The sequence below is a fragment of the Cupriavidus sp. SIMBA_020 genome (assembly GCF_046535395.1).
GTDB lineage: Bacteria > Pseudomonadota > Gammaproteobacteria > Burkholderiales > Burkholderiaceae > Cupriavidus > Cupriavidus campinensis.
Genome location: NZ_JAWRWU010000012.1, coordinates 133697 through 157528 on the forward strand (window position 1 = coordinate 133697; position 23832 = coordinate 157528).

Below are 23832 nucleotides of genomic sequence, written 5' to 3' on the forward strand. Positions count from 1 at the left end.
GGCTAGGCGGTGGCGATGGCGCGCGCCGGGTCGAGGGCGATCAGATCGGCCAGCAGGGTGTCGATGCGATGGGCGATGGCGGGCTTGTCGGCGTCCTTGCGCGACAGGCGCGCCCGGAGCAGCCGCAGCAGTTGCTGCTTGGCCTCGAACGCGAGGCCCGGCTCCCACGCGGCGAGCTGGAAGCGCGCGGCGGTGGCTTCGAGCGTGGCGAGCAGGTGCAGCGCGGTATCGGCACGGTCCGCGCGGGCGGCCACGCGTGCCATCACCAGTTGGCGGATGAAGCGGTCGCGCTCGCCATCGGGCAGGGGCAGCCCTTGCAGCCACGCGAACGCCGCGTCCAGGCTCTGCTGCGCGGCGAGATCGGCCGCCTGGGCCTCGGTCTCCGCCCAGTCGGTGCTGGCGGACGAGACCGACACCGGCGCCACGGCGTCGCCCCGCTCGACATCGCGCACGGTGGCATGGCGTGCGATCCATTCGAGCGTGGTGTCGTCCGCGAACGGCGTGCCATCGGCAAAGCTCAGTTGCTCGATGCCGGGTAGCCGCTCCAGCATCAATGCGCAGTCCGTGGCCAGCAGGTCCCGTACGCGCGCGTAGTCGCCGCCGGCCTGGTCCTGCGCGGTGAAGGCGTAGTACTGGAGGTCCAGCCAGAAATGGTTGGCGCCTTCGGCAAAGGCGCGTTCGAGCCGGTCGAGCAGTTCCGGCCACTGCTTCTGCAACAGCAGGCGCTTGAGTTGGGCGCGCAGTTCGGCGCGTGGGGCCACCAGTCGCGTCTTGCCACTGGGCTCGTGCGGCGGCGCCTCGGTCAGCGTGTCCCAACGGACGCAGCGCATGAGCCGGTACGCGGCCAGATAGCCCTGCGGCTGCTCGCGCAGGAACGTGGCCATCTGGCGCGCGCGGTCGAGCAGGTCGCGCGAGGAGGAGACGTCGCCTGCGGGCAGCGCCATCGGCGTAGCAGGTGACGCGGGCTCGGCGCCAGAGTCATGGGCGGCGGGCGATTCCACGCGGCCCTCGAAGCGCCGGAAGAGGGCGTCCAGCGCCGGCCGGGCGGCCTCCGGCCACTGCGCGGTGCGCTCGAGGATCAGCGCCAGCGCCGACAGCGTGCGCTCCAGCGGCAGCCCGGTCAGCCCGTGCACGCGGTCGAGCCGATCCGTGAACGTGGCGCTGGCGAGCCACTCGAGCGCCGCCTTGCGGCTCTCGGCCCGGGCGGGCAGCAGCTGCGTGCCAAAGCGGTCTACCAGTGCCGACAGCAGCTCGAAGCCGGACGCGATGCCCTCGGCGCCGTCCCGCCGCATGCGCGCGTAGAGATAGTAGGCAGCGATCCGCGCGTCCTTGGCAGTGCCCTGGAGCAGGCGCTCCGCCGTCTCGACGATCAGGGTGTCGTTGACATCGGACAGCTTGGCAACTTCGTCCTTGATGGCGAGGAAGTCGTCGTCGTAGCCGGGATCGTCCCCGGCGGGTGCGTCGGGGCGGATGGGCTTCAGCCACGGCTCCCATCGCGCGATGGCCGTCCGGGCCAGATCCGACGGCGCGCGCGTGCCGAACAGTGCGTTGAGCAACTGGTTAAACATCGTTCCCCTTGGTGGTGGATGGTTGGGGCTTGTCGAGGAAGATCCGGGACGGCAGCACGAAGTCGCGCAGCGAGAGCAGTTCGAGCGGCCCATGGCCGAGTTCGGTGCGCAGCTGGTAGCGGATGGGGTAGGTGACATCCCTGGCTGGCGGCTGCATCGCAGCGCGCGGGGTCAGGCTGTCGGGGTCCGGCGCGGGGTCGGGCGCGGGGGCCACGACGGGGCTATCCGGTTGCCCCTGCCACGTGAGCTGGAACGTGGCGCTGTCGATCGGCTCGATGCTGGCCCGCTCGAGCATCCTGACGAGTCCCCATCGGCCGGTGAACTCGTAATGCTTGTTGGTGGCGGCCGTCTCGGTCTGCCACTGGAGGCGCGTGCCGGGGCTCTCGAGGTTGCTCGCCGGCCACGTCATGGCCTGCCAGTGTTCGCGCTGGTTGTAGTAGTGGAGGGTCTGGCCGTCCAGGGTCAGCAGCGTATCGGTCAGGCCCGGCGTCGGCACAGGCTTCATCTCGAACTGGTAGCGGGGTTCGCCCTGCGTGAGCAGCCGCGTGCCGATGCGCTGCAGCCGGTTGATCGCCGCAAGGAAGGCCGGATCGAACGCCAGCGCGTGGCCGCCCGACGCCGCGGGCTGCCACGCATCGCCCTGCAGTTCGAGCACGCCGGCCAGCTGAGCGGTGAGAAAGCCGTGGATCAGCCCGCCCTGCGGGCGCAGGAAGCGGGCGAGTTCCGGCAGCGAGGCGTCGTTGGCGGTATCCGCAAACGGGTAGCGGCCGGCGAAGGCGCGGCCCCATGCCATGGCGATGCTGTCTCGCCAGGCGGCGTTCAGGCTGGCCTGCGCCGGCTGGAGCACGGTCTGGGTCGCCTGGGCGATGGGACGCACGAACAGCGCCTCCCCCATCCCGGCCCACTCGGCGCCGAGGCTTGCGGCAATCAGTTGCGCGTACGCCTGGGTATCGGCCAACTCCGAGCCCTTGCCCTGGAACAGCGCCTGCGCCATCTGGCGGGCCTGGGCGTCGGCGTCCGGGCTGTGGCTGACCTGCTGGAGCCGCAACCGCAGGGCCGTCGCGCGATCGAGGAAGCGCTGCAGGCTCATGTCGCCGCCGGCACCTTCACCAACGGCCATCAGCCGCTGGATCGGCCCGAAGGTCGGGCCCAGCGGGCCGGCGGTGTCGGGCTTGACGGCCTGGGGGCCGGTGGCCTTCTTTCCGAGCATGTCCTGCGCTTTGGCGACCAGCGTGTCGGACAGCGAGTCCTTCCGCGCGCCCGCGCCGCCCTGGTAATCGAGTGACTTCATTAGCGCGATTACAGGCGACTGCCGCGCATCGGCCATCAGCTTCAACTGGTCGATGGCGCCCGGCAGCGTGGGGGCGGGCTCCCACTGGAGGCTGTTCATGAAGCGCTGCCACTGCTCGGCGTAGTCGGCGAAATACCGGGCGGTGAGGCTGGCCTGTAGGTTCTTCGGGCTGGCCGACTGCGGGGCATTGCCGTCTGATAGCACCCAATCGCTAGTGACTTCCGTGCGCTTGGCGGCCTGCGCAATGGCCTCGGCCACGTGGCCGTCGTAGGCCTGCCGGGTGTAGGCGCCGGGCACCAGCGCATTGGCACGGATCAGCCCCCGTGCGTCGGTACCGGGAGTCAGCGACACCAGCGTCTGATCAGGATACTTGTTGCCGATGCCATCGATCACCTGGCGGTAGATCGTGTCCTGCGCGTTGCGCTGGCCGATTACCGCGAGCACCGTGCGCCGCGCGCCGGCCACCAGCTCGGGCCGCGCCTCGATGCGCCAGTCGGGATGGGCCTTGACGCGGGCGGCATGGAACGTGAGCAGCCGATCCGCCAGATCGTCCCGCTCGCCCGGCGTGATGCGGGCTTCCGTCTGCCAGTGCCGGACCAGCTGCGGCGCCAGGAAGTCTGGCTCGGCGCGCTCCGGGTTGGCCAGCATCAGATAGGTCTTGAGCGTCTGATGGCCGCCCAGCGCCCACTGGCTGCCCTGCGCGTCGAGCCCATCCACCGGCATCTGCGCGAGATCGACGAGCACATCTTCGAGATCCTGCTGGATCGGGCCGACCAGAAGCTCGCGGCTGGCCGCCGCATAGGGCTTCCACAGCGCTGCGAGCAGGGCGGCGTCGCGGTTCAGGCCGAAGCGGGTGAAGAGCGGCGCGTGATGACCGGGGCGGGGTTCGTAACGTGCGATCTGGTGTTGGAGGCTGACGAGCGAGCGAAGTTGCCCGGCGGCACTTAGTTCCGCGGCGCTGGCATCGACAGCCCGCTGTGCAGTGTGGATATTGCGGGCGTTCTGATAGCCGGACAGCAACATCCCGGCCGTCCACAGGCCGATGGCGCCGAGGGCGATGGTGGAAAAGACGGTGACGGGATGGAAGCCGACCCGCCGGCCGGGATGACGGCGGGCGGAATCGGCGATGTGTTGCCAGAGGGGGAGGTTGGTGGTGGTGCCGGGCTGCGGATACGGAGAAAAGACGATCCCCGCAAGAGGAATAGCTCCGCTGCGGGAATTCATCAGCCCTGTTACCCACTCGACGAGTCCGTTGATGCGCTTGTCCAGTTGCTGGGACAGCGTTGCCATGTAGCGGTCGGTGTGGTCGGCGATCAGTTGCGCAGTGCCGCGACGGGCGAGGGTTTGGTGCAAGCTCTCCAACGATCTCTTGCAGCCCTCGACGTGCCCCTGGCTCCATTCGCAAGCGATCACCGCTGCATTGGGTTTAGCCGTGGCATCAAATTGCATGGCATCAAGCGCGTAGACAGGCGCGGACCAGCGCAGAGCCTTCCTGATTTGGGTCAATGAAGCGACGTGCGGATGGGTGCCACTTTGTGAAGCCGGATTGCCTCCCTCCGTGCCATCGGCAATGAGAACAATCGCGTCCACCGGGCGATGCCGCCGCAGCCGGAAGATCTGCTTCATCCAGTCGGTGTCAGGCTGTCCATTCTCCGCATGCCTGTGCCACAGCAGTACCGCGTCGGGTGTGACGACCCAGCGGCGCTCCACAGAATTGGGGAGAAGTCGCGCAATCGCCGCATCATCTCCGGTGAGCAGAAACCAGGGCAGGCGATGCCGCCAACGGTATCCGTGGGCGTCGAATAGTTCTTTCCGCAGATCACGCAACTGCGTTCCCGGGCTTGCGCTGGCTTCCGCGCCTGACATCCGACCATTGTTGGTCTGCTGTCGAAACAGCCAGCCTGCGGCCCGATAAGCACCCATGCGAGAAGCGAGTGCGTGAATCGCCATCGCCGACGCAACGATGGCCGCGAGCCGCAGTGTAGCCGTCTTCTTCGATGCGGTGCTTCTCCACCCCAGGTCATCGCCCCAAAGCCAGATTGCGGCCAGGCCAAGCGCGGCCAACGATGCCGCGAATAGCAGGAAGCCCCATGAGAGGACAGGCGCTGCCGCTGCAGTGCTTTGTTGTGGCGCATGGCTAGACATTGACATCGGATTCTGCTTTCCTTGCTGCTGAATAGACGACTGCGAGTTGCATGTCGCCGCCTTCGCTCAACACCAGCTGCGGGCCGGCGTCCTCGGATTCGATCGCCGCACACACAGCGATCCATCCTGCTGCCACGCCAGCATGGCCAAGAATGCGATCGAGGTGATGCTGCCGTCCGGGGTCTGATAGTTGGGTTAGCCCGGCGTCCGCCAGGCCCTTCGCGACGGCGGCGTCTGCGGCGCTGTCGACGCCAGCTATCCACAGACGCTTGATCTCATCTGGGGAGGCTGAGCCGGCGCGAAGTGCCTCGGCGCCTCCTTCCTTCAGTGCGTGCAGTGGGCACTGCACTGGGCGATGGAGCTTGCCAAGCGAGTGCACGCCGCCCGGAAGTGCGAGACTCTCTGGAACCATCAGCAGCGCAGTTCCTGCTTCGGCGCTCTCTTCGGGCGGGAATTCATGCAGTTGTGTGGCGACCAAAAGCAATGGCGACGAGGGTTCGCGGTCCAGCCACTTATCCGCAAGCAGGAGACTTCGGGCATTCTTGGCGTCGACAACATCCGCCTCGAGATCGTCCAGGCCGTTCGCATCCAACACTCGCCGCAGTTGCCGCAAACGGTTCTTTGCTGTCGCCACAGAGTCGTCGACCAGCCGAATTTCGGGGACGTAGCGCCCCCCATGCTGACGCAGTGCCACGAGGGCATCCAAGACCGGAGCCAGCAACCTCTCCAGCAGCACATCGAAGCGATCCAGCAAGGCCCCATCAGCGCATTCTTGCTTCGACTCACTCAATTCCTCATCCCATTCAGGTAACGGGCTATGACGGATCAGATCGGCACCATGACGTACACGCCGCGCAGCCATCTGCGACTTGCCTGTGATCAACACTTGGGAAAGTGACAAGTCCGGACTAGGCACACAGTGAGACGATGCGACGATATGCAACGGAACCTGCGAGCGCGAGATCAACCCGCTCAGGTATTCCTCGCGATGTTGGTTGTGATAATGCGCGGCGAGATGTGCGCTTTCATAGCTGTGACGAAACCATCCCAGCACTAATGCAAAAACGATCTGAGGCGCCGCGACAATGGCGAACCAGAAGTGGGCGCCCTGTGCAGGCTTATCGGTGGGCCACAAGAAGACGGCGGCCGCCGCTCCCAATGCGCTGCAAAATACCCAGAGCAGTACCCATTGTCGTTGCCGTGTCCGATTGGGCAACGCGATCTCGGAACCGGCTTTGGCATAGTCGATAGGCATGCCTTACTCCTTCCCCGCGATCTTGAGCGACGAAATCAGGCGGCAACCACACGCGCATTTTTGGAGGTGCAGCGAGATAGGTTTGCCTTTGTCGGTGAAGGCGCGATCGCCTTCCGCGATAAATGTGTCGCCATGAACGTTGCATCGCGCCGGGTCTCCTTGCCGTGCGACGCCCCGACCCATGAACACCATCGTGGCTGAGCCGGCCAATACTGTTCCGCCGTTCTCGAGTTTGTCGCCCACTCTGATTGCTCCGCGCATTAATCTCTTCCCTTCGAATTTCCGAACAATTCGCTACACACCTCCGGCGTCTCTATCACGCGCTTGTTTTTCTTGATGTCCCATACGCCTGGAAAGGCCTGCGGATCGCAGTCTATCGAGCCCGAGGGGGCAACATAATCTCCGCTTGGAGAGATAATTGAAGATCCCGCAATTCCATCGCTCAGAAAGGCGTGCTTTGCCAATTTTGATATTCGCTTGCTGGGCAAGTATGATCCGGAAATCGATACGAGATTCTTGGTTGTGCCGATGCGTGCAACCGTTGCTAAATATAAAAATGGCTGCACACTTACAAAATCCAAAGAGACATAGATCCCTTTTCTTAGGTTTATATCCGTCAGGAAGCCGACTCCTTTTGGAATCTCGTTCACACGGACAGGCACATCACTGCTGCAGTTTTCCAAATCCTCTCGCCTCAAATACCCTCGTGCAGAAATGATTACTGCTGATCCGTCATTACTTGCCGTGGCGAAATTTGCTGGAGCAGACAGCAGGCAAGTGCGGAGCGAGCCGTCAGTGTGAAACGTGATTTTCTCCCCCGACGCCTCAAATTCGGTTGCCGTGCATGCAGACGCGGTAACCAGAAGATGCGCTGTAATAGCGGAAGTGAAGAGAGCTTTTCTCATGTCAACCCAATATCAATTTGGCAGCGCGAGTGAATTTCAGGCGCTCATCCTCGGCGAGATTCCCGCCGTTAATGGCTACAGTGACCGCAGCGGAAATTCTCTTTTCAGCGGAGATATCTCCGGCTGAAAGTGCAAGAGAAGAATTGTCCTTGTCGATACGAATAAATACATTGGGGCGGGAAAATCTCATATAGAAGGCCCCGCTGTCCATGCAATTTTCCGGCAGCGCCACCTGATGTGGGTTGTTTATGGTGATGGGCTTTAATTTCATCCCTTTTCTATTTTTTGCTTTGAATGCAGGGTCGGTCCACCAACTACGAGAGAATTCTACGGAATTCCATCCTCGAAATATCCAGTAGTCAGCATAGTTACTCCTTCCGGTAAGTTGTTTGAATCCACGGCCCCGGAATTTCTGTGCATCCTCGAAATCACAATTTCCGTTTCTCCAATCGTAGGAACTAGCAATACGTGTTCCCTTGCTATTGAATTTGGTTGATCGATACCATGGGTCGTCCTCTGCCGGGTGCTCTCCGTACCAATGGCCGAGGTCAGATTCGCGTGATCGCGAGAGGCGATTCAACTCGCTACCGTAAAAACCGGCGGGTTTCATATCTCCGATCATGCTGAGTTCCTGCATCTGCGTGAGATGTGCACTTTCAACTGCGCCTTGTCCAAGGAAATGCGCCAGCCGCGTAGGCGTGGTGATGCCAAACTTCCGCGCGGCGGAGTTGAGGGGGGTGAGATACTCGGTGCGGAGGCTCTCCAGATCCATCTTCGGATGGGCCTTGTTCGGGTAGATCTGGGCGAACTCATTTGAGCTAAGCCATGTACATTTGCGAAAGTGTCTGATAAAGCTCAGGGGATGAAAAAACCAAAGCCGATCCGACGCCGTAGGTGGCAAGCCCGTTTTGTCCCAGAATTGGCACATCTCATGTAGCTTCATGAACCTTTCGTAGCCGCTTTCATTGCCGGCGTAGAGCTCTCCCTTTTCCTTAATCTTGCGATAGCGTGCATCGCTGTTCATTCCATCCCACTCCGAGGGCATTTCGCAAATTAACCCTCGAAGCCTCCTTCTTACGTCGTCGTCCATGTGAACGTAGTAGAGCAGTTCTTTGTCTGCGGACGTTCCTATATACGGGTTGTGTTCGGGGTTGTCTTTCTTAAGTAATGTCTTAAGCGAGTCGATATCACACAGACCATCTTGTGTGAACGGAGCGTTTGTTTCACGTACCGTTTGCCATCCCGCGAACATTGGAAAATCTGCGTCAGAGAGTTTCTGTATACGCGGATCGTTGACATCAACATACCCCTCCGCATTCTCATCAAATGCAACCCGAAACCAGGTTGTCCTCGCAGCCGATGGGAGTGTCGGCGACTGGCTTAAAACTCGCCCAAAGCGCAAGAGCTCGTAGCCGTCACTAGGACAGGCTGGATATAGCCGGGAGGCACGCAGATGCATGTTGTATTCGTAGTCCGTTTCCTTAATGGGGGCTTTGGTCAGAAGCGTACGCACACCATTTCCGCTATCGCGCCAAACGCGAGTAATCCTCTGCCCGAGATGGAAACAGACTTCGATGTAAAGGTCCCGCGTCGTCGCAGCAATGCCCTTCAGTAGGGGAAAATCAATGCCTTTCAACTTGTTTTGTATCGTGCCGGGTGGTTGCGGAAGAATGGGAGTGCCCTTAGGAACAACGTAATAGCTGTTTCCCCAATGGTCCGCCCCAGATGGCGTCGTCGGTGTCGCCTGACCAAGCTGCGTGCCTTTGAAATAGGCTTCGAAATCAATTTTTGTCATGAAGATCTCGAAGTGAAGATACATGGCGCCGTCGCATCGCCCTGTCCAGCCTAGTATCTCCTTTCGGCGGACCCGCTTGCCCTTGCCTGCTTTCGCCTCCGTTGGCATGCGCAACCAGTCTGGCAAGCGGGCTGGATCACAGTTGCCTCCATATCCACCGAGGTGACGAAGGTGCATGTAAAGGGAGTAGTACCGGAGCGTGCGGCCCTCACCGGTGTCAGTCTCGTGCCGCAAAAGCACGAATCCGGCGTTGGTGTCGCTGACTCCTCCCTCGTGCCCCTCGAGGTGCTGGCAGACGCGATAGGCCACGACCTCCCCATCGGCAATCGCTCTCACGGGATCGTTCTGGTATTCGGGTGCCAAGTGACAACCGCCGTGCCAACGCCGGTCGTGGCAGATCGGATACATGCCGTGAAGCTGTTCGCGACGATCGGTCCAATCCATGAGCTCCAATGCACTGTCTGTGGAAGGTAGAAACGGAGGGCTAATGATCATGGCGCGTTAGATGGACAAGCGGTATTTTTCGATCGACAGTGGCTCACTGGTCGGCAAGACTGGCAAAACAGCATCTAGCCGGTCGGGGCCGGAGTAGCTGAAGGAAGCGCTTCTGATGTTGAAGTCGCCTGGGCAGCCGATCTCAATGCTTCCCCCTGCCAATCTGATGTAGGCGCCATCGCACATCAGGGTGAGTTTTTCTTGTGCAGATACAACGACTTCGTCGTCTGCGCTGGCAATGTGCAGCCGCTTGGCGGAGAACAAGTCAAGCGCGCCGGATTGCGCCTGGATTTCGACCTTTCCCTTTGCGGCAAACAGCTTGACTCCGAGCTTATGGGCACATAGCGAGATTAATTCGCCTGCCGCGACTGCGAAGCGCTTCACGGCGCTCACATCGATCTGCCTGCCGGACGTCAAGATGACGTTTCCACTCGCACTATGCTGAATCGATTCGGGGGTAAGGAATGCCAGTCCGCCGGGCGCTGTGGCGAGAATGCCCGCGCCCTTGAGTTGGTCCATTGCGGAAAGCAATTCCGATTGGGTGGTGTTGTCCGCCGGTGTCGCACCTGCCTGCGTCGTCGCATGCGCCAGCGCTGACACTCGGTCCAGTGCCAGACGCAATTCGGACAGCGCTTCCTGCATCTCAAGCTGTTGCCCGGTCCCGCGCTTGCGCACGTCAGCGCTTAGCAGAAGTCCCCTGCTCCTGATGCTACCTGCCGCATCGGTCCGCAACTCGAACCCCTCCCCCCGCTTCTTCCACTTCCCATCCACCATATGGCCAAGTGTCAGTTGCGATTTGCCGGAATGCTCCGTGGACAGCTTGACGTGCTCCTGGCCTTCCCAGTCCTCGAACTCGAGCTTGTTGTCGCTCTGCGTACGAATGACGTTGCGCGACAGCCAGCGGTCGTGATTGGTGATCAGGTCCGTCTGACGGCTGTTGTGGTGGACGTGGGCGATGTAGGGCTTGTTCGGGTTCCCGTCCCGGAACGCGATGGCGGCTTCGGTGCCGTCGATCAGCGGAAAGTGGAATCCTGTCTGGAATGCGCCGGCGAACGGCTTTGCCAGCCGCAGGGGCACGCATTCGCCGCCACCGGGCCATTTCTCGAAATCGAAGTCGAAGCGGACGGTGTAGTAGCCCTGTTGGGTCAGGTAGGCGTACTGATATTGGCTCGGTGAGGTGATGCGGGCGCTCAGCGTGCCCGGGATCCTTGGCCAGTTGGCCTCGTCCAGTGGCAGCCGGAAACGGCGATCAGAAGGAATTGATTTAAAGGAATTGCGATATGCGACATCGCGCGCGCCGGTATGGGTGACCTCGGTGATGACCTGCCCATTGGGTGCGTCGGGCAGGTCAATATCCATTCGAAGGATCCGCGCCGGACGCAGTTCCAGCACGTTGCTCTCGCCCTCGTATTCCACCTGACAGGCGATGGCGGCCTCGTGACGAAGCTGGGCCTCCCACTTGGCGCCATCGAAATCGAGGTGATGGGTGCCGAAGACGTAAGGTTGGCCGTAAGTGGTCTTGTCCTTTCGCGCGATATTGGCTTCGCCCTTCAACGGCTCCCAGGCCAGGTCGGGGTTGTAGTCCGCCACGAGGAACGATTCGGGGACGGTTCTAGCATTTGTACGAATGCTGAAGACCGCCTCGACACCGGCCTCCAGGCCGGCGGTCTCCCGGTAGGGCACACTTAATTCAGGCTTGTAGAGGTAATGGTCGATGTCGTCGCCAAACACCACCATTTCGCCGAATTTCCCAGGAAGGAAATAGGAATAGAGCCCTTCCTGCTCCATCAGCAGGCGGATGTAGTCCCAGTCAGACGTCTGGTACTGCAAGCGGAACGGGTGCTGCGGGTACTTGCGGCGCAGCTTGAAGATGAACTGGTGGCCGACCAGTTCATGCCGCCGCAGGATCGCCTCGATGATCTGCGGCGCGGTCTGGTGCTGGTAGACGCGGGTGGAGCGGGTGAGCCGGAGCCGGGCCACAAGGGGCTCCACCACCATCTGGTAGCCGTGGAAGTCTTGCGTCCGCGCGGTCTTGGAGAACTGTGTGATGCATCCCGCGAACTTGCGCGGCTCGGTGCCATCGCCGGGGTCGATCTCGAACGTGGCGGGCTTGCCGAGGTAGCTGGCACGCCCGAGTTCCAGCGGGTGGGTGAGTTGGATCGTGACGGCATAGGGAGCGCCCAGCTGCTCCACCGCCTCGAACGACACCACCGAGAGACCGACTGCGGTCTCCGCGCCCGGCACCTTCAGGAAGTACGACTGCTGTCCGCCCAGTCCCTTGAGCAGTGCTTCCCCATATGCCTTCAGTGTTGCAACCCCAGCCGACATCGTCTCTCCCCATGGCCGGCAAGCCGGCGTAGCACGTCAGGCATGTCGCGATGCAAGCGACATGCTCCTGCGCGCCGCACCTTACCGCCTTGTGGCTTTGAGGAAAATAGGACTATGTCGAAAAATTGATTTAGATAAAAAAGATCAAAAGTCTGACGAATTTTAGGAAGTCACCTAAATACAGTAAGAAATAAAAAAGATAGTCTCCCGGACTTGCGTGTCTACCGGCCGTGCGGCTGATCGAGACGAATCGATCGCCGCGTGGATTGAAACCTGTTGGAGAAGGAAATCGAGAATGGCAGAGAGCTTCCAGAACGAAGTGCCCAAGGCACGGATCAACATCAAGCTGGATTTGCACACCGGCGGCGCGCAGAAGAAGGTGGAATTGCCGCTGAAGCTGCTGGTGATGGGCGACTACAGCAGCGGGCAGGACACCCGCGCGCTGGCGGAGCGGGAGAAGGTCTCGATCAACAAGAACAACTTCAATGCGGTGCTGGCGGACTTCAACCCGCGGGCCAGGATTGCCGTCGAGAACACGCTCGCAGCGGATGGCTCCGAGCTGCCCGTCGATCTCGATTTCCATTCCATGGATGACTTCAAGCCGGAGGTGGTAGCCGGCAAGGTGCCCGAACTGCGCGCGCTGATGGCGGCACGCAATCTCCTGCGCGACCTCAAGTCGAACCTGCTCGATAACGCAATGTTCCGTCGCGAACTCGAGAAGATCCTCAAGGACCCCGGGCTGTCCGAGCGCCTGCGCGCCGATCTGCAGAAGATTGGCCAGGCCGCCCCGGCTCCGGCCTCCGCCCAGTAACCCGTTACCCGAGGATTTTTTCCATGGAAAAGAAGCCAGAACTGTCTGCACGTACCCATAGCGCCGCCGATAGCGCCGCCGCTGCCGTCGTCCTCGACGCGCCGGGCAAGAGCGTCTATGAAGCGCTCTGCGAGAAGATCAACCTGTCGCCGGTCCGTAGCACGCGGCCGGTGGAGTCGTTCCAGAGCGCAGACGCGCTGTCCGAATCTTCGCTCGACGAGCGCGTGGCGCAGGCCATGCACGTGTTCCTGAAGATGATCCAGGATTCGTCACAGCAGGTGGACCGGCTCGACAAGAGCCTGCTCGACTTCCACATCGCCCATCTGGACGAGAAGATCAGCCGGCAGCTCGATGCAATCATGCATCACGAGACCTTCCAGGAGATCGAATCGGCCTGGCGCGGCCTGAAATTCCTGGTCGATCGCACCGATTTCCGCAAGAACGTGAAGATCGAGGTGCTCGACGTCTCGAAGGAAGCGCTGCGCCAGGACTTCGAGGACACCCCCGAGGTGATCCAGAGCGGCCTGTACCTGCACACCTATATCCAGGAGTACGACACGCCGGGCGGCGAGCCAATCGGCTCGATCATCTCCAACTACGCGTTCGACCGTAGCCCACAGGATATCGCCCTGCTGCGCAATATCTCGAAGGTGTCGGCGGCTGCGCACATGCCGTTCGTGGGTGCGGTGGCGCCGGAGTTCTTTGGCAAGACGTCGATGGAGGACGTGGCGGCGATCCGCGACATCGGCAACTACTTCGACCGCGCCGAGTACCTGAAGTGGAAGAGCTTCCGCGAATCCGACGACGCACGCTATATCGGCCTGACGCTACCCCGCTTCCTGGCGCGGCTGCCGTACGGCCCGGATACCGTGCCGGTCCGCGCGTTCAACTATACGGAGGCGGTCAAGGGGCCGGATCACAACCGTTACCTCTGGGCCAATGCATCGTTCTCGTTCGCCGCGAACATGGTGCAGAGCTTCATCAAGAACGGCTGGTGCGTGCAGATCCGGGGCCCGCAGGCTGGCGGTCTGGTCGAGGACCTGCCGATTCACCTCTATGACCTTGGCACAGGCAACCAGGCCAAGATCCCGACCGAGGTACTGATTCCCGAAACGCGCGAGTTCGAGTTCGCCAACCTCGGCTTCATCCCGCTGTCGTACTACAAGAATCACGATTTCGCGTGCTTCTTCTCGGCGCATTCGGCCCAGAAGCCGGCCCTGTACGACACCAAGGAGGCCACCGCGAACAGCCGTGTCAACGCGCGCCTGCCGTACATCTTCCTGCTGTCGCGCATCGCGCATTACCTGAAGCTGATCCAGCGCGAGAACATCGGCACCACCAAGGACCGCCGCCTCCTCGAGTTGGAGTTGAACAGCTGGATCAAGACGCTCGTGACCGAGATGACCGATCCGGGTGACGAACTGCAGGCATCGCACCCGCTGCGCGACGCGCGGGTCATTGTCGAGGATATCGAAGACAACCCGGGCTTCTTCCGCGTGAAGCTGTTCATCGTGCCGCATTTCCAGATCGAGGGGATGGACATCAACCTGTCGCTCGTCTCGCAGATGCCCAAGGCGAAGAACTGAAGCGGAATCGGCCCGATACCATGAAGATCACAAGACCGCTGTGGGCGCAGGGCATCTTTATGACGCCGCAGCATTTCCAGCAGCAGGCGCTATGGGAGCGCCACGCCGGCGAGCAGATTGCGCGTATCGCCACCCCGGAACCATGGGGCGTCGTGCGCGTCGTCATCGATTCCCAGGCACTGACAGTGAATCGACTGGCGGTGAGTTCGCTTGCCGCACGCCTGCCGGATGGCACCGTGATCGACACGGAGACGGCCGACCGGACGCCTCCCGCGCGCGATCTGGCCGATCTGCCGGCCGGTGCAGACTCGGCGGTGGTCCTGATCGGGCTGCCGCTGATGGACGCGCTGGGTGGCAATTGCGTCGACGATGGCGAACGGCCGGCGCGGCCGCGCCGCTTCGTGCGTGAGTACCTGGAGGTCGCCGACCTGCACGGTGAGGGCAAGGAGGAAATCAGCGTCGAACGTCACGCACTGGCCCTGCTGTTCGACGGCGAGGCACAAGGCGACTACGTGACCTGCCCGATCGCTCGGCTTATCCGGACGCCGCAGGGCCAGATCGAACTCGATCCGGCCTACGTGCCGCCAAGCCTGTTCCTGTCCGCAAGCGAGCAGCTGACCGCCCGCATGGTGCGGCTGTCGACCATCCTCAGCGCGAAGAGTGCGAGCCTGGGCGTGCGCCGACGTGAGCGTTCCGACCAGATGGCCGATTACGCGGTGGCCGACGTGGCACTGTTCTGGCTGCTGCACAGTGTCAACAGTGCCTGGCCGGAGCTGGCGCGGCTGCGCGCGGCCCCGCAGCAGCATCCCGAGCAACTCTACCGTGTGCTGGCCCGGCTGGCGGGTGCGTTGCTGACGTTCTCGACCACGGAGACGCTGCAGGCCATTCCGGCTTACGACCACATGGCGCCAGAGCCTGTGTTCGCGGAGCTGGAATCGATGATTCGGCGGCTGGTGGATGCGGTGGTGCCGTCGCGCGTCGTGCCGATTGCACTGGAACGGCTGCGGCCCACGATCTGGGACGGCAAGATCCTCGACGAGCGGCTGGTCGAGGGCACCGAGTACTACCTGTCGGTGCAGGCTGGGATGCCGGCGCACGCCTTGCTCGAACAACTGCCACGGCTGTGCAAGGCGGGAGCGCCGGACGAAGTCTCGCAGATCGTCAACTCGGCGCTGCCCGGTATTCCGCTGCGGTCGATGTCGCGCCTGCCCGCCGCCATTCCGGTGCGGATCGAGAACCAGTACTTCGCGCTCGATAGCGCCCACCCGGCGTTCCGGCGCATGCTGGACGCGCGGGCCTGCCAGTTCTACGTGCCGGCTTCCGTGCCGGACGTATCGCTCGAACTCTTTGCGGTATTGCCGGCATGACCACGTCAGATCCGATTTTTCCGCTCGCGCTCCGCGATACCGCCCTTACTGTCGCTGCGCTGGCCAGCGGGAGCACTCCGGTGGCCTTCGCGTCGTTCCGTGAGACGTGCCTGGGGCACATCGCCCGCCTGCGCGAGGAACTCCGGGTGGCGGGGCAATCCCCGGACGTCATCGAGGACGCGATCTATGCGCAATGCGCGCTGCTCGACGAATACGCGCTCCGCCACCTTGAGGGAGCGGGCCGGGACGAGTGGGAGCGCGAGCCGTTGCAGGTCAAGGAATTCCAGAGTCATGACGCGGGCGATGCGCTGATCGACCGCATCGAACGGCGGCTTGCGGCGCCGCAACCGGTGCTGCCATTGCTCGGGGTCTTCCATGTGGTGCTCGGACTGGGTTTCCAGGGGCGATTCGCCCTGAACGGCGCCACGGACCGCGCCGCGCTGCTGCGCGCGCTCGATGAGCGGCTGGCGCGTGCGGGGTTCGACCAGGGCAACGGGCCGGTCATCGTCACCCATGGCAAGGGACGCGCCGACTGGCACATTTCGCCGGTCGCCTGGGTGGTGCTCGCGCTCCTCGGCGCCGGGCTGGTCTATCTGGCGCTGGATCGCTGGCTCGACGCGGCCATCGCGCGGCTGGCTGCTTGAAGGGCGTAACGTGACCGGTTATCCCTATCGCACCTTGGCTGGCTGGATCGCGGCGCTCTGTCTGGCATGGCTTGGGCTGTGCTCGCCGTGGTCGGCCACCTGGAATCTGCTGCTGGGCATGTTCGTCGTGGCGCTGATGCTGGCGGCGATGATCGTCGCCACACGGCGCGGGCGGGCACGCCGGCGAGCCTCCCGGGCCGTGCTGGAAGCTGTCAACGCGTCGCTCGATGCATTGCCCGGCGAAATGCGCCGCAATACGCCGCTCGTACTGGCCGTAGGCGAGCCGGATGGCGCCCTGGCGTCGGCGTTCGGCGACGCGTTGGTCAGCATCACCGAGTCCGCGATCTGGGTCCGCGTGGACGATCCGGCGCGGCTGGCGCACGTGGCGGACGCCCTGAAACGCTGGCGCGACGGCCAGGGGCCGGACGCCGTGGTGTGCCTGGCCGCTGCCGACCTGATATGCGACGCCGCAACGCTGAACGCGCGGCTCGGCCGCTTGCGCCACGCGATTGGCGAGGCCAGCCGCGCCGTGGACTATCCGCTACCAGTGTGCGTCGCGGTCTATGGTGAGGCATCGGACGGGCCGCCGGACGAATGTCCGTGGTTCGGCATGTCTGGCGAAGCGGCGCTGGCGGACGAGGCATGGATCGCGCAAGTCGCGGCGAGCCTCGATTCCTACGCGCGCACCGCCGGGCCGGCCGACCGCACCGCGCGGTGGTATCGCGCTACCCGGCTGCATGCGTTGGCCAGATGGGTGCAAGCGGCCTTGCTGCCGCCCATGCGGGACGAAAGCCGCGAAGGCAGCCGCGACGGTCGCCGCACGGGACGACCGGTGCAGGTGGCCGCTGTCGGCGTGATCGCGGTACACGGCACGCCAGCCGACAAGTCGCTGTTTGCCGGGGCCGTGGCGCGCATCACCGGTCTGGCCGGGGCGCATCGCGCACAAGGGAGTGGCGGTGTCCGCTATCCGCTCCCGGAGTCGCTGATCCTCGGCATCGGCCGGCAGCCGGTCCGGCGCGCGCTGCCACGGGCGCTGGCGCATGGTTTCGTGTGGCTGGCGGTGGCTTTCTGTGCAGCTGCGGCCGCCTCGGCATGGCAGAACCGGGCGCTGGTGGCGCGGGTCACGGGCAACATGGACCGCTATCGCGCGCTGGCTCCGGAACAGGATGCGGCGCGTGTCGATGCCCTCAAGACTGTCCGGCGTGACCGCGACGAACTGGACCGCCATGCCCGCAACGGGGTGCCGCTGCGGCTCGGGCTCGGCCTGTATCGCGGCGCCGCGCTGCGTGCGCCCATCGATACGCTGATTGCCGGCTACCGGCCGCCGCCTCCGCCGCCGGTCACGATCGAACTGGACAGCCTGGCGTTGTTCCGCAGCGGTAGCGCCACCCTGAATCCGGGCTCCAACCGCGTGATGATCGGCGCGCTGGAGATGGTTCGGGCGCATCCGGACAAGCGCGTGCTGGTGGCCGGCCACACCGATGCCACTGGCAATTCGCGCAGCAACCTGCGGCTGTCCGAGGCGCGCGCGGTGTCCGTCCGCAACTGGCTGGCCGATGCCGCCGGGCTGCCGCTGACGCATTTTGCGACGCAAGGCTACGGCGACACCCGTCCGAAGGCGGACAACGATACCGAGGCGGGCCGCGCCGCCAACCGCCGTGTGGAGATCACCCTTGTTCCCGATTGCCGTGACGGCGATCGGGTCACTTCTGGCCAGTCGGCCTGTTCATTTCAGCAGAAGGAGTAAGCAAATGGCAATTCCCGCATACATGTGGATCAAGGACGATGGTGGCGCCGACATCAAGGGTTCGGTCACGGTTTCGGGCCGCGAGGGCAGTGTCGAGGTGGTGGCGTTCGACCATGCGGTCAAGATCCCGACGGATGCCAACACCGGCAAGCTGACGGGCACCCGCGTGCACGAGCCGATCGTCTTTACCAAAGAGACCGACGCCTCGACGCCGTATCTGTACAAGGCCGTCTCCAGCGGCCAGACGCTGAAGGCCGTCGAGATCCGTTGGTACAAGATCGACGATGCCGGCAAGGAGAAGGAGTACTTCAACACCAAGCTCGAGAACGTCAAGGTGGTCGGCGTCACGCCCAAGATGCACGACATCAAGAGCCCGGCCTTCGAGAAGCACAACCATCTCGAGAGCATCGAGCTGCGCTACGAGAAGATCACCTGGTCGTACAAGGACGGCAACATCATCCATGCCGATAGCTGGAACGAGCGTGCCTGAGTAAGGCCGGGCCGGCCGCGCGCCGGCCTTTTCTTCGCGTCCATCGCCATTTCTCCCTCATGACTGCCCGCGACTATTCCCCGTTCCTGCGACGCCTGAACCCCCATTGCGCCCGCGCGCTGACCGAGGCGGCCAGCCTCTGCGAGACCCGTGCCCACCGGGACATCGAGGTCGAGCACTGGCTGATCAAGCTGCTCGAACTGGGCGAAGGCGACCTGCTGGCGATCCTGCGGCGCTATGAACTCGATGTCGATGCCATCTGGCATGCGCTGCTCGCCGCTATCGACCGCCTGCCGCATGACCTGCGCGGTCGGCCCGGGCTCTCGCCGCGCGTGGGCCAGTGGCTGGAGGCGGCATGGATGCGCGCGTCGCTCTCGACGGCGGCGGTGGGGGCGCCGGGCGGCGCCGAGATTCGCTCGGCGCACCTGCTCGCCGCGCTGGTGGAAGCGCCGCATTGGCTGCGGGCGCCGGATGCCTGGCCGCTGCTCAGTGTCTCCGCCGCGCAGATCGAGCGGCTGATGCCGGAGCTGGACCAGGTATCGAGCGAGGCGCAGCGGCTGCCCGAGATCCTTCCCCTGCCAACCGACACGCCAACCGTGGCGGACCGCCCCGACAACCCGGTGCTGGGCCGCTTCACGATCGACATCACCGCCAAGGCCCGTGCCGGGCAGATCGATCCGGTCTTTGGCCGTGATGTCGAGATCCGGCAGATGATCGACATCCTCGCGCGGCGCCGCAAGAACAACCCCATCCTCGTGGGCGAGCCCGGGGTTGGAAAGACCGCGCTGGTCGAGGGGCTGGCGCTGCGCATCGCGGAGGGTGATGTCCCGGCAATCATCGCCAACACCAGCTTGCTGACGCTCGACCTCGGGCTGTTGCAGGCCGGCGCGGGTGTCAAGGGCGAGTTCGAGCAGCGGCTGAAGCAGGTGATCGAGGCGGTGCAGCAGTCGCCGACGCCGATCCTGCTGTTTATCGACGAAGCCCACACGTTGATCGGGGCGGGTAACAGCGCTGGCGGCGCCGACGCGGCCAACTTGCTGAAGCCGGCGCTTGCGCGCGGTGAGCTTCGGACCATCGCGGCGACTACGTGGTCGGAGTACAAGCAGTATTTCGAGCGCGACGCGGCACTCGAGCGCCGCTTCCAGATGGTGAAGGTGGACGAGCCCGACGACGAGGCTGCCTGCCTGATGCTGCGCGGCCTCAAGGAGCGCTATGCGCGGCACCATGACGTGCATGTCACCGACGCGGCGGTCGTCGCCGCCGTGCGGCTCTCGCGCCGGTACCTGACCGGGCGCCAGTTGCCCGACAAGGCGGTTGACCTGCTCGATACCGCCGCCGCGCGGGTACGCATGAGCCAGGACACCACGCCGATTGCCTTCGCCCGGTGCGAGGCCGAGCGCGCGGCGCTGGAAACCGAGCGTGCCGCGCTGGCGCAGGACGAGGGTGCCACCGGCATCCGTGACGCCGCACGGATCGGCGCCATCGACAGCCGGCTGGAGGCGCTGGATGACGATCTCGCCCGATTCACGCAGACCCTCGCCGCCCAGAAGGCCGCGACGGAGACCCTGTTCGGCCTGCGCCGCCAATGGCAGGACGCGGACGAGGCGTTGCGGCAGGATCTCGCGCCCTCGATTGAGGCCGCCCACCGCGCCGTGGGTTCAGCCGGGCGGGAGGCGCTGATTCGCGCCGAGGTGGACGAGCACGCGATCGCCGAAGTCATCGCGGACTGGACCGGGGTGCCGGCGGACAGCCTGCTGGCCAGCGAACTGGCCACGCTGCTGGATCTGGAGGCCAGGCTGGGCCGCGTGGTGGTGGGCCAGGACGAGGCGCTCGAAGCGCTCGGCAAGCGGTTGCGGGCGGCGAAGGCGGGGCTCAAGGCCGAAGACGCACCGATCGGCGTGTTCCTGCTCGTCGGGCCTTCTGGGGTCGGCAAGACGGAGACGGCGCGGGCGCTGGCCGACCTGATGTTCGGCGGCGAGCGGGCGCTGATCACGATCAACCTGTCCGAATACCAGGAGGCGCACACGGTGTCGCAACTGAAGGGCTCGCCGCCCGGCTACGTCGGCTATGGCGAGGGCGGCGTCCTGACCGAGGCGGTGCGCCAGCGCCCCTACAGCGTGGTGTTGCTCGACGAGGTGGAGAAAGCCCACCGCGACGTGCTGAGCCTGTTCTATCAGGTGTTCGACCGTGGCTTCATGCGCGACGGCGAAGGCCGGGTGATCGACTTCCGCAATACGGTGATCGTGATGACGTCGAATCTGGGCAGCGACCAGATCCTGGCCGCTACGGACGCGGTGGCCGAGGCTGGCGGCGCGGCCACCCCCGGCATGCTGATGGAGGCGATCCGCCCGACGCTGGTCGAGCATTTCCAACCCGCGCTGCTGGCGCGGTTCCAGACCGTGGTGTTCCGGCCGCTGGCCGCCGGGCCCATGGCGACAATCGTCCGCATGAAGCTGGACAAGGTCAGCGAGCGGGTGGCGCGCCGGTTCGGCGTGCCGCTGCGCTACGACGATGGGCTGGTGGACGCGCTGGTCGCCGCCTGCCTGTTGCCGGACACCGGCGCGCGCAATATCGACAGCCTGCTCGACCAGCAGATCCTGCCGGTGCTGGCCCGCGAGCTGCTAATAAGAATGGGGAACAAGACAGCGGAGGCGGGCGCCGCGGCCACGATCCGGCTGACCTTCTCGGACGCGGACGGCATCGGGTTGGAGTTTGACGAGGATGCGGCGCGGGCGGAGGCTGACCTGTAATGGCCGGCGGCCCGGGCCTGTTCGAGGCAATCACGGGGCACTTTGCGAATGGGGTGCCGGTCGAGGAATTCGACCTGGCGACGCAGACTTTCCTGTCCGTCCAGGACAATATCCAGCGCATTCTCAACAGCCGGCGCGGCGGGCTGGCCCACCTTCCGGACTATGGGCTGGGCGATCTGTCGCGCATCTACCGGCACCTGCCCTCGTCGGCGCACACGCTCAAGCGTGAGATTGAAATGACGCTGCTGCGCTACGAGCCGAGGCTCCGGGCCATCGATATCGATATCGACGATACCGAGCCCGGGATGCTGCTGAGTTTCACGATGACCTGCCACCTGCGCCGGGCCGGGCTGGTGCGCTTTGGCACGCATTTCACGCCCGACGGCAAGACCCGGCTGACACTGCTACGCGCGGTGCAGGACCGCGACTGAGGGAACCTGAGGAGAGTCAGTCCACCTGGGCGCCCGAGGCCTTCACGATCTTGCCCCATTTGTCGATATCGGCGCGCAACATGGTTGAAAACTGCTGCGAGGTGCCGGTGAGCACCTCGGCGCCCTGCGCGGCGAGCTTGTCGCGCAGCGGCGCGTCGGCCAGCGCGGCCTGCAGGGTCTTGGCAAGCTTCTCCGTCACCGGCTTGGGCGTGCCGCGCACGGCGAACAGGCCAACCCAGAGGTCGCCGCTATAGCCGGGCACGGTTTCGCTGATGGCCGGGATATCCGGCGCGAACGGCGAACGCTTGGCCGAACTCACGCCCAGCGCGCGCACCTTGCCGGCCTTGATATGGGCCAGCACCGAGGGCAGGCTGGCGAAGGCCATCGGCACCTGGTTGCCGAGCACATCGTTCAACGCCGGCGCCACACCCTTGTAGGGCACATGCTCGAGCTTGATCCCGGCCATGCTGTTCAGCATCTCGCCGAGCAGGTGGTTCAGCGTGCCATTGCCGGCCGACGCGTAGCGGTAGAAATCCGGCTTGGCCTTGGCCATGGTGATCAACTCCGCCATCGACTTGGCCGGGAACGCGGGATTCACGACCAGCACGTTCGGCACCGTCGCCACGGGGGCGATCGGCTCGAAATCCTTGATCGGGTCGAACGGAATCTGGCGGTACAGGGAGGGGTTGATCGCCTGCGTGCTGCTGATGGTCATCAGCAGGGTGTAGCCGTCCGCAGTGGCGCGCGCGGCGGCCTGGGTGCCGATGTTGCCGCCGGCGCCGGGACGGTTCTCGACGACCACCTGCTGGCCCAGGCGCTGCGACAGATCGGCGGCCACCAGCCGCGCGACGATGTCATTGGTGCCGCCCGGCGCCTGGGGCACGATCATCTGGATCGGCTTGGTGGGATAGGTGTCGGCGTGGGCGCCGCCAACGGCGGCCAGCGTAAGGGCCGTGGCCATGGCCATGCCAGCCAGGGCGGGAAGGGTGCGAAGCATTGTTGTCTCCTGTGGCGGGCGGTTATCTGGGATGTCGGTCCCGCCCATGCTGGCGCCCACTCTAGCCGAGGCTGGTGCGCAGGAGAAATTCAATCGCCGACTATGGCCATAAGGATTTCTTATCGGCCGGCAGGGGCCGCAGGGGAGGGGGGCGGCGCCAATGAGCCGCCCTGCGCGATGCGCACCGCAACGATCTCCCGCAGGATCTCGGCCACGGCTTCGGCCGCGTTCGAACGCGGCAGCGCCCGGGGCCAGCACAGCGACAGCGTGCGGCGCAGTTCCGGCAGGATCAGGCGGCGCCCGATGCCCCCTTCGGCATCCCCTTTTCCATCCCCATCCCCAGCCCCATCCCCTTCTGCGCCCGGACTCTCCCCCAGCGACGACGCCGGCAGCACCGTGCAGGCCAGCCCCTCGCGGGCCGCGGCCAGCAGGAAGGGCAGCGAATCGAGGTCTGCCACCACGTTCAGGGCGATGCCGGCCTTGGCGAAGCTGCGCTCCACCACCTCGCGCAGGCCCTGCGAGCCGCTAGGCAGCACCAGCGGGATGCCGTCGAGGGCTTTCAGCGCGATGGTGGCAGAGCGGGTGGTGCGCCCGGGCGGCGTGCCGATCAGGTAGAGCGGTTCGCTGGCCAGCGGTTCGGGCTCCACCGCGCGCGACGCCGTGTCGCGGAACAGGATGGCGAAATCGAGCCGGTTCTGGTTGAGCAGCTCGGAGATATAGCCGCTCATGCTTTCGAACAGTTGCAGCCGCACCTGTGGATAGCGCTGCCGCACCGCGCGCATCAACGGCATGCCGAAGGCCGCCGCTGCCGTGGTCGGCAGGCCGATGGCGACATTGCCGGAGATCTCCGAGCCGGCCACCCGGACATCCGCGCCGGCAATCTCGACCTGGCGCAGGATATTCCTGATGTGACGATAAAGCGTCTTGCCGGCCTCCGTGGGCCGCACGCCCTTGGCGCCGCGATGCACCAGCGGCACGCCGAATTCCTCCTCGAGCGCTGCCAGTTGCTGGCTCAGTGCCGGCTGCGCCACGCAGACCACCTCGGCGGCGCGTGTCAGGCTGCCGTGGTCGACGATCGCCACGAAATACCGCATTGCCCGGATGTCCATCGCCGCTGTCTCCTGTCCCGTTCGTCGGGTGTCCTCTCGTTGAGGGTATTGATTCTACTTATGGAGGCTTTGGCAATCCCTATTTCACATAGTCGGGGCACGCGGGTAGATTGGCGGC

At 64.4% G+C, this 23832-nt stretch carries 17 protein-coding genes; 8 read left to right on the plus strand and 9 right to left on the minus strand.

Translation table 11 applies throughout. The annotated features are described in order from the left end of the window. Positions 1-2 precede the first annotated feature (2 nt). The 7 genes from tssA to SB751_RS21535 all read right to left on the minus strand — a co-directional run bounded on the left by tssA (position 3) and on the right by SB751_RS21535 (position 11782). Positions 3-1568 (minus strand): type VI secretion system protein TssA, encoded by a 1566-nt coding sequence (gene tssA, locus SB751_RS21505; RefSeq protein ID WP_211943110.1) that lies wholly within the window; start codon positions 1566-1568, stop codon positions 3-5. Then, entirely contained in the window at positions 1561-4923 is a 3363-nt protein-coding gene (locus SB751_RS21510) for an ImcF-related family protein (RefSeq protein ID WP_410748528.1), read from the minus strand. The genes tssA and SB751_RS21510 overlap by 8 nt, the downstream gene beginning before the upstream one ends. 73 nt (positions 4924-4996) lie before the next feature. Further along, on the minus strand, positions 4997-6259 hold the full coding sequence (locus tag SB751_RS21515; RefSeq protein ID WP_144197727.1) for a hypothetical protein: 1263 nt from the start codon (positions 6257-6259) through the stop codon (positions 4997-4999). Between the two features lie 3 nt (positions 6260-6262). After that, a complete protein-coding gene (locus tag SB751_RS21520; RefSeq protein ID WP_410748529.1) occupies positions 6263-6502 on the minus strand; it encodes a PAAR domain-containing protein in 240 nt (79 codons plus the stop codon). Between the two features lie 17 nt (positions 6503-6519). Beyond that, positions 6520-7164: a hypothetical protein gene (locus SB751_RS21525; RefSeq protein ID WP_144197729.1), complete on the minus strand. Its 645-nt coding sequence runs from the start codon at positions 7162-7164 to the stop codon at positions 6520-6522. 1 nt (position 7165) lies between these two features. Next, complete coding sequence (locus SB751_RS21530; protein WP_144197730.1) at positions 7166-9403, minus strand: M23 family metallopeptidase; 2238 nt, start codon at positions 9401-9403, stop codon at positions 7166-7168. Between the two features lie 57 nt (positions 9404-9460). After that, positions 9461-11782, minus strand: coding sequence for a type VI secretion system Vgr family protein (locus SB751_RS21535; RefSeq protein WP_410748530.1), 2322 nt, complete (start codon positions 11780-11782; stop codon positions 9461-9463). Between the two features lie 295 nt (positions 11783-12077). Here SB751_RS21535 and tssB point away from each other — a divergent pair, with 295 nt between their 5' ends. The 8 genes from tssB to tssE are packed head-to-tail and all read left to right on the plus strand — an operon-like array spanning position 12078 to position 21608. Further along, complete coding sequence (gene tssB / locus SB751_RS21540) at positions 12078-12593, plus strand: type VI secretion system contractile sheath small subunit (RefSeq protein WP_144197732.1); 516 nt, start codon at positions 12078-12080, stop codon at positions 12591-12593. 23 nt (positions 12594-12616) lie between these two features. After that, positions 12617-14179, plus strand: coding sequence for a type VI secretion system contractile sheath large subunit (tssC, locus tag SB751_RS21545; RefSeq protein ID WP_144197733.1), 1563 nt, complete (start codon positions 12617-12619; stop codon positions 14177-14179). Positions 14180-14199: 20 nt separating this feature from the next. Further along, positions 14200-15546, plus strand: coding sequence for a type VI secretion system baseplate subunit TssK (gene tssK / locus SB751_RS21550; protein WP_410748531.1), 1347 nt, complete (start codon positions 14200-14202; stop codon positions 15544-15546). Further along, the gene (locus SB751_RS21555; protein ID WP_313819141.1) at positions 15543-16190 is read left to right on the plus strand and encodes a DotU/TssL family secretion system protein; all 648 of its coding nucleotides are present in this window, start codon (positions 15543-15545) and stop codon (positions 16188-16190) included. Before tssK ends, SB751_RS21555 begins: the two co-directional genes overlap by 4 nt. Before the next feature lie 10 nt (positions 16191-16200). Continuing rightward, on the plus strand, positions 16201-17937 hold the full coding sequence (locus SB751_RS21560) for an OmpA family protein (protein WP_144197736.1): 1737 nt from the start codon (positions 16201-16203) through the stop codon (positions 17935-17937). A 4-nt stretch (positions 17938-17941) separates the two neighbouring features. Continuing rightward, complete coding sequence (locus SB751_RS21565; RefSeq protein WP_092293497.1) at positions 17942-18427, plus strand: Hcp family type VI secretion system effector; 486 nt, start codon at positions 17942-17944, stop codon at positions 18425-18427. A 59-nt stretch (positions 18428-18486) separates the two neighbouring features. Next, entirely contained in the window at positions 18487-21177 is a 2691-nt protein-coding gene (gene tssH / locus SB751_RS21570; RefSeq protein WP_250025582.1) for a type VI secretion system ATPase TssH, read from the plus strand. After that, complete coding sequence (gene tssE / locus SB751_RS21575; protein WP_144197738.1) at positions 21177-21608, plus strand: type VI secretion system baseplate subunit TssE; 432 nt, start codon at positions 21177-21179, stop codon at positions 21606-21608. Before tssH ends, tssE begins: the two co-directional genes overlap by 1 nt. A 16-nt stretch (positions 21609-21624) precedes the next feature. Here the strand turns inward: tssE and SB751_RS21580 are convergent, their stop codons facing one another. Further along, positions 21625-22605, minus strand: coding sequence for a Bug family tripartite tricarboxylate transporter substrate binding protein (locus tag SB751_RS21580; RefSeq protein WP_144197739.1), 981 nt, complete (start codon positions 22603-22605; stop codon positions 21625-21627). Between the two features lie 119 nt (positions 22606-22724). Then, positions 22725-23714 (minus strand): LysR substrate-binding domain-containing protein, encoded by a 990-nt coding sequence (locus tag SB751_RS21585; protein WP_211943120.1) that lies wholly within the window; start codon positions 23712-23714, stop codon positions 22725-22727. Between the last annotated feature and the right edge of the window lie 118 nt (positions 23715-23832).

Excerpts from the sequence above, each read along its gene's own strand:
- tssA (WP_211943110.1), bottom strand. The coding sequence starts at position 1,568 with ATGTTTAACCAGTTGCTCAACGCACTGTTCGGCACGCGCGCGCCGTCG.
- SB751_RS21515 (WP_144197727.1), bottom strand. The coding sequence starts at position 6,259 with ATGCCTATCGACTATGCCAAAGCCGGTTCCGAGATCGCGTTGCCCAAT.
- SB751_RS21525 (WP_144197729.1), bottom strand. The coding sequence starts at position 7,164 with ATGAGAAAAGCTCTCTTCACTTCCGCTATTACAGCGCATCTTCTGGTT.
- SB751_RS21530 (WP_144197730.1), bottom strand. The coding sequence starts at position 9,403 with ATGGATTGGACCGATCGTCGCGAACAGCTTCACGGCATGTATCCGATC.
- SB751_RS21535 (WP_410748530.1), bottom strand. The coding sequence starts at position 11,782 with ATGTCGGCTGGGGTTGCAACACTGAAGGCATATGGGGAAGCACTGCTC.
- tssB (WP_144197732.1), top strand. The coding sequence starts at position 12,078 with ATGGCAGAGAGCTTCCAGAACGAAGTGCCCAAGGCACGGATCAACATC.
- tssC (WP_144197733.1), top strand. The coding sequence starts at position 12,617 with ATGGAAAAGAAGCCAGAACTGTCTGCACGTACCCATAGCGCCGCCGAT.
- tssK (WP_410748531.1), top strand. The coding sequence starts at position 14,200 with ATGAAGATCACAAGACCGCTGTGGGCGCAGGGCATCTTTATGACGCCG.
- SB751_RS21555 (WP_313819141.1), top strand. The coding sequence starts at position 15,543 with ATGACCACGTCAGATCCGATTTTTCCGCTCGCGCTCCGCGATACCGCC.
- SB751_RS21565 (WP_092293497.1), top strand. The coding sequence starts at position 17,942 with ATGGCAATTCCCGCATACATGTGGATCAAGGACGATGGTGGCGCCGAC.
- tssH (WP_250025582.1), top strand. The coding sequence starts at position 18,487 with ATGACTGCCCGCGACTATTCCCCGTTCCTGCGACGCCTGAACCCCCAT.
- tssE (WP_144197738.1), top strand. The coding sequence starts at position 21,177 with ATGGCCGGCGGCCCGGGCCTGTTCGAGGCAATCACGGGGCACTTTGCG.
- SB751_RS21580 (WP_144197739.1), bottom strand. The coding sequence starts at position 22,605 with ATGCTTCGCACCCTTCCCGCCCTGGCTGGCATGGCCATGGCCACGGCC.
- SB751_RS21585 (WP_211943120.1), bottom strand. The coding sequence starts at position 23,714 with ATGGACATCCGGGCAATGCGGTATTTCGTGGCGATCGTCGACCACGGC.